Origin of the sequence: Microbacterium sp. ISL-103, from assembly GCF_018613995.1 — a bacterium.
GTDB lineage: Bacteria > Actinomycetota > Actinomycetes > Actinomycetales > Microbacteriaceae > Microbacterium.
Window position 1 is genome coordinate 1 of the sequence record NZ_JAGGPD010000035.1, and the last position, 5,628, is coordinate 5,628.

The window sequence follows — 5,628 nt, forward strand, 5'->3', positions numbered from 1 at the left end:
GAGTGGGACGGCCACAGGCTCGTGCCTGCCGCCGTGATCGACAGCATGCACTCGGACTGGGTCATCGCCGGAGTGAACCCCGGCTACGAGCGCTACGCGCTGAGCGGCTGGGACGGTCCTGGCACCTCGTGGCGCCTCCACGGCGCCTACGGACAGCTGCTGATCTTCTGCGGCGACACCGTGGTGACGGTCACCGCCGACGACCATTTCGGAGCCGACGCCTTCGCATCATTCGTCGCCGACACCATCGATCGCTGACGACGCGCGCCGCTCACGCGAACAGGTCGGCGCCCACGTACGACCCCGGCGTCGCGCCACCGGGAACGGCCCAGATACCGGAACCCACGTGCCGGATGTACTCGTTCATCCGATCCGTCGACAGCCGACGTTGCAGGGCGATGAACTGCCCAGGATCGCGCTGGTACGACAGGAAGAAGAGCCCGGCATCGAGGCGACCGAGGTCGTTGTTGCCGTTGACGTAGTTGAAGCCACGGCGAAGGATGCGGATGCCGTCGTTCTGATCCGGGTGGGCGAGGCGCACGTGCGAGTTCTGATCGATCGACGATGACGTGAAGTCGGGCGCGGTGAACTCGTCGCCACCCGACAGCGGAGCCCCTTCTCCCTTGTCGCGCCCCACGATCGTGTTCTGCTCCGACAGGCGCACCCGATCCCAGGTCTCGATCAGCATCGCGATCTTGCGAGCGACGAGGTACGATCCGCCGGCCATCCAGGCCGGCTCGTCGGATCCCCCCACCCAGACCTCGCGGTCCAGAGCCGCCGTATCGTCGGCGAGGATGTTCGCGGTGCCGTCCTTGAAGCCGAACAGGTTGCGCGGAGTCGCCTGGTCGGAGGTCGTGCGAGACGTCTTCCCGTATCCGAGCTGCGACCATCTGAGGCGCGCCCGCCCGAACGCGATGCGACTGAGGTTGCGGATCGCGTGCACCGCCACCTGGGGGTCGTCGGCGCAGGCTTGGATGCAGAGATCTCCGTGCGAGGTCTGAGGATCGATGTCGTCGCCGAGGAAGGCCGGGAGCCGCTCGAGTGCCTGCGGACGCCGTGCGGCGATGCCGTAGCGATCGCCATCCTCGTTCTCGAACAGGCTCGGGCCGAAGCCGAAGGTGATCGTGAGCCCCGCGGCCGGCAGCCCGAGGGCTTCTCCGGTGTCATCCGGCGGCACCTCGGAGTCGCCGCCGACAGCGCCGGTCGCACTCACCTCGAGCCCCTGCGTCAGACGGGATGCCGCGTACGTCCAGTCCTGCAGAAGGGTGAGGAGATCGTCGCGATCGGTTCGCGGCATCATGTCGAACGACGCGAAGTGCAGATGCTCCTGCACGGGAGTGGTGATCCCCGCCTGGTGCGCGCCGAAGAAGTCGTACGCGGTCTGGGCGTCGGCCTCGGCTCTCGCCCTGCCCAGCGCCACTCCTCCTGCCAGCCCGGACCCGACGCCGACCGCCAGAGAGGCGACGCCCCCGCCGAGCGCGAGACCGAGCAACCCCCGCCGGCTCAGGCCTGTCTGCGGGGATGCCGCGGCGGCCGGATCCCGTTCGGGTTCGGCCGCCGCGTCATCTTTCGAACTGTGGTCCACTGCGAGATCGTACCTCTCGGATCAGTCCAGGACCGTGCCCGTGAGCTGCGACAGCGGCTCTGCGAGTGCGTTGATGAGGTCGGTGAACTCGCGCTTGTCCGCATCGGTGAGCTCGGAGTAGCCGACGAAGCCGTCAGCGAGCGAGCCGTGCGCCGCGAGCGACTGCTCGAGCGCTGCGTACCCGTCTTCGATCTGCGCCACGAGCGCCTCGCCGTCATCGCCCTGCGCTGTCGCGAAATCCTGCACCAGCGAAAAAGCCATCTTCGAGCCCTCGACGTTGGCCGCGAAGTCGTAGAGATCCGTTCCGGACCACCAGTCCTCCTCGCCCGAGATCTTGCCTGTCGCCACCTCGTCGAGCAGCGCGATCGCGCCGTTCGAGATGCCGCCGATCCCCTGGTCCTCGAGCGCCGCCGTGAAGTCGTCCGAGTGCACGTAGTCGTAGAGCTCCTGGACATCGGCGAGCAGCTGGTCACCGTAGTCGGCGCGCTCCTCGGTCGTGGACGGAGCCCAGTCCTGCCAGGCAGGAGTCTCGCCGTCGGCGTTCAGAGCGTCCTTGGCGGGAACCCAGAGGTCTTTCTCGATGCGGTGGAAGCCGGTCCAGTCGAGCCCTTCGGCCACGGCGTCCACCTCGCGGTAGTCGATGCGGGGGTCGAGCGTGCCGAGCGCCTCGGCGACGGGCTCGATGCGCTCGTAGAAGGCACGGGTCTGCGGGAAGAGGGCGCGCGCCGCCTCATCGTCGCCCGACTCGTAGGCGGCGACGAGCTCGTCGACCGAGGGAACGAGCTGTCCGACCTGGTCCTTCACGAATGCCGCGTAGAGGTCGACGGCCTGCTGCTTCTGCTCGGCATCCTCGCCCTCGACCGCCACGCGGTCTCCGGTCACCGTGAACTCCGACTTTCCGACGCCCTCGCCGATCATGCCCGGCTTGCAGAGCGTGAAGTACGTGCCCGGCTGGGCGACGACCGTCAGTGTGCGCGAGGCGGAAGGGGCGATGTTCTCGACCTCGCCGACGATGCGCAGACCGTCATCGGCCAGCAGGTAGAACTCGGACGTCTGCCCGCTGTCATTCTTCACGTCGAACGTGAGCGTGCCGCTCTGAGCGCTCGTCGCCGAGACGGCGCACTCAGAGTCGGTCGACGAGACGTCGAAGGCCGCGCCGGCTGCGACGTCGCTCTTGGCGACGCAACCGCTCAGGACGAGCGCCGTCGCGCCTGCGGCGGCGACGGCACCGAGGATTCGGCGAGAGATGGTCATGCTGCTCCTTGCTGGGTGAGAGTGTGGGCCGACGCGTCCTGATCTGCGGACGGCGTGGCTCGGGAGACGGTGGGGCGGGCGGATCGCAGGCCGCGCACGAAGAAGAATCCGACGACGATCAGGTACAGGGCCCACGCCGTCACCTGAAACCAGGTCATCCGGGGCATGAAGCCCACGGTCGCCTGAAGGATGGTCGCCCATGCTCCGGACGGCGCGATGACGTTCGTCACGTCGAAAGCCCAGCCGAAGGGGAACGCCGCCCACCCGATCGCCACGACTCCGGTGACGGCGTCGACGGGAGCCGCAGCCGTGAACGGCCCTGGCAGCGCGCCGGCCTCCTGCAGGTCCATGATCGCGTAGGCCAGCACACCGGCGGCGACGATGACGAGAAAACCGCTCGTCCAGGTGAAGAACCGTCGGAGGTCGAGCCGCACGGCCCCGCGGGCCAGCAGCCAGCCGATGACGACGGCGGTGACAAGACCCAGCACCGCTCCGAGCACCGCGGAGGGCGTGTCGCCGAAGGACTGGACCATCGACCACAGGAGCAGGGTCGTCTCGATGCCCTCTCGCGCCACCGAGACGAACCCGATCGCGACCAGGGCCCACACACCGCCGTGGGTGAGCGCACGATCGAGGCCACCCTCGAGGGTGGCCTTCATCGTGCGGCCGGCCTTCTGCATCCAGAAGATCATCCACGTGACCATCGCGACGGCCAGCAGCGACAGCAGTCCGCCGATCAGCTCCTGCGCCTCGAAGGTCAGGGAGTAGGCGCCGAAGGTCAGGACAGCGCCGATTCCCAGGGCGAGGGCGATGGCGAGGCCCACGCCCGCCCACAGGCGGGGCAGCGCATCGCCGCGGCCGAGCCGCCGAAGGTAGGCGACGAGGATGCCGACGACGAGAGCGGCTTCGAGGCCTTCACGAAGACCGATGAGGAAGGTGGGAAGCACGGAGGAGACTCTCTGGGAAGAACTGAGGTAAGGCATCCCTTACCTCAGAGAGATTAGCACCCCGTCAGGCGATCTCCGACACGCGGTGGCACGGACTCCGGTAATCCGACGCAACACTCGGCCGCCCTCTCCCGGACCCGATCTACGCTCGGTGAATGGCTGATCTCTCGCTCCCCATCCTCGACCTGTCCCAGCTCGATGCAGGCCCCGAGGCCGCTGCGCGGTTCCGCGACGAACTGCGCGCGGCCACGCATGACGTGGGCTTCTTCTACCTCACCGGCACCGGCATCTCGACCGAGCTGGAAGCCCGCCTGCCTCGTGCGGCGTTGGACTTCTTCGCGCTGCCCGAGGAGGACAAGCCCGCGATCGAGAACGTCAACAGCCCGCACTTCCGCGGATACACGCGCATCGGCGGTGAGCGGACCCAGGGAAAGGTCGACTGGCGCGAGCAGATCGACATCGGCCCCGAGCGCGAACCTCTGGACGGCGGCCCGGCCTTCAACCGCCTGGTCGGCCCGAACCTGTGGCCCGCCGCCCAGCCCGAGCTCAAGGCCGTCGTCACCGAGTGGCACGACACGCTGACCGAGATCGCCCGCAAGCTGCTGCGAGCCTGGGCCACAACCCTCGGGGCGGAGGAGTCGTACTTCGACGAGCCCTTCCGCGACCCGTCGACGCTGATCAAGATCGTCCGCTACCCCGGCACCCATGAGCCGGAGCCCCAGCAGGGTGTCGGCGCCCACAAGGACTCAGGAGTACTCACCCTGCTCTGGGTGGAGCCGGGCAAGGGCGGGCTCCAGGTGGAACGCGATGGCGAGTGGGTGTCGGCGCCTCCTGTTCCCGGAGCCTTCGTCGTGAACATCGGAGAGCTGCTCGAATACGCCACCGGCGGCTATCTCAAGGCGACGAACCACCGGGTCATCTCTCCCCGGGCTCCCGAGGAGCGCATCTCGATCCCCTTCTTCTTCAACCCCGCGCTCGATCAGCAGCTGCCGCTTCTCGACCTTCCCGCCGACCTCGCGGCGGAGGCCACCGGCATCACCGAGGATCCGAGCAACCCCATCCACGCCACCTACGGCGAGAACGCCATGAAGTCACGCCTGCGCGCGCACCCCGACGTCGCTGCGATCCACCACCCTGACCTGGTCGGCGCGAAAGCCTGACCGATGGGGCCGGCTCTCGCCCCTGGCCATCGAGTCGGGTGAAGTCCCCCGAACATGATGAAGGCCGCCCCACACCTGGGGCGGCCTTCTCAAGAATGTTTTGCGCGATTGTACGCGGGAGCGCTCTGCGTTATCGGCGGAGACCCAGGCGTGCGATCAGCGAGCGGTAACGCTCGATGTCGACGCTCTGGAGGTAGCCGAGCAGACGACGGCGCTGACCCACGAGCAGGAACAGGCCACGACGCGAGTGGTGGTCGTGCTTGTGCTCCTTCAGGTGCTCGGTGAGGTCCTTGATGCGCTGCGTCAGCATCGCGGCCTGCACCTCGGGGGATCCGGTGTCACCGGGGTGCGTCGCGTACTCTTCGATGATCGCCTTCTTGACGTCTGCTTCCAGTGCCATAGATTCGATCCCCTCTCTGCTTGTTGCGCGGCGCCCGACGCCTGATGCGAGGGCTCTCTTTATCCGCGGCCGATCAAACGGCAACCTGAAGAGTCTACCAGGACTCCACGCCGCTGCGTGACCGCGGGTGCGCTCGCCCGACGCCGCCTCGGATACCCTCGGATCATGCAAGACGGACACTCGGCGTGAGCACGAGGCGCAGCCACCTGATCGACCTCAGCCCGCTCAAGGCCAACCCCGCTTTCGCCCGGATGTGGATCGGTTCGGTCCCCGCGGGGATCG

5 protein-coding genes and 1 pseudogene are annotated in these 5,628 nt (G+C 67.9%); 2 read left to right on the top strand and 4 right to left on the bottom strand.

All coding sequences use genetic code 11. From position 1 onward, the window contains the following. Nucleotides 1-258, top strand: a pseudogene (locus tag J7E68_RS01530) (hydrolase); the annotation flags it as partial. 13 nt (nucleotides 259-271) lie between these two features. Here the strand turns inward: J7E68_RS01530 and efeB are convergent. From efeB to efeU, 3 genes are read right to left on the bottom strand one after another with little or no spacing between them, the layout of a single operon-like run. Then, nucleotides 272-1,585 carry an iron uptake transporter deferrochelatase/peroxidase subunit gene (gene efeB, locus J7E68_RS01535; RefSeq protein WP_215169215.1) on the bottom strand — a complete coding sequence of 438 codons (1,314 nt, stop codon included), beginning with the start codon at nucleotides 1,583-1,585 and terminating at the stop codon, nucleotides 272-274. A gap of 21 nt (nucleotides 1,586-1,606) precedes the next feature. Further along, a complete protein-coding gene (efeO, locus tag J7E68_RS01540; RefSeq protein ID WP_215169217.1) occupies nucleotides 1,607-2,839 on the bottom strand; it encodes an iron uptake system protein EfeO in 1,233 nt (410 codons plus the stop codon). After that, entirely contained in the window at nucleotides 2,836-3,786 is a 951-nt protein-coding gene (gene efeU, locus J7E68_RS01545) for an iron uptake transporter permease EfeU (RefSeq protein WP_215169219.1), read from the bottom strand. The genes efeO and efeU overlap by 4 nt, the downstream gene beginning before the upstream one ends. 155 nt (nucleotides 3,787-3,941) lie before the next feature. Between efeU and J7E68_RS01550 the strand changes: the two genes are divergently transcribed. After that, nucleotides 3,942-4,946: an isopenicillin N synthase family oxygenase gene (locus tag J7E68_RS01550; protein ID WP_215169221.1), complete on the top strand. Its 1,005-nt coding sequence runs from the start codon at nucleotides 3,942-3,944 to the stop codon at nucleotides 4,944-4,946. A 130-nt stretch (nucleotides 4,947-5,076) separates the two neighbouring features. Here J7E68_RS01550 and rpsO read toward each other — a convergent pair whose 3' ends face one another. Further along, nucleotides 5,077-5,346, bottom strand: coding sequence for a 30S ribosomal protein S15 (gene rpsO, locus J7E68_RS01555; protein ID WP_017203073.1), 270 nt, complete (start codon nucleotides 5,344-5,346; stop codon nucleotides 5,077-5,079). Nucleotides 5,347-5,628: the final 282 nt, after the last annotated feature.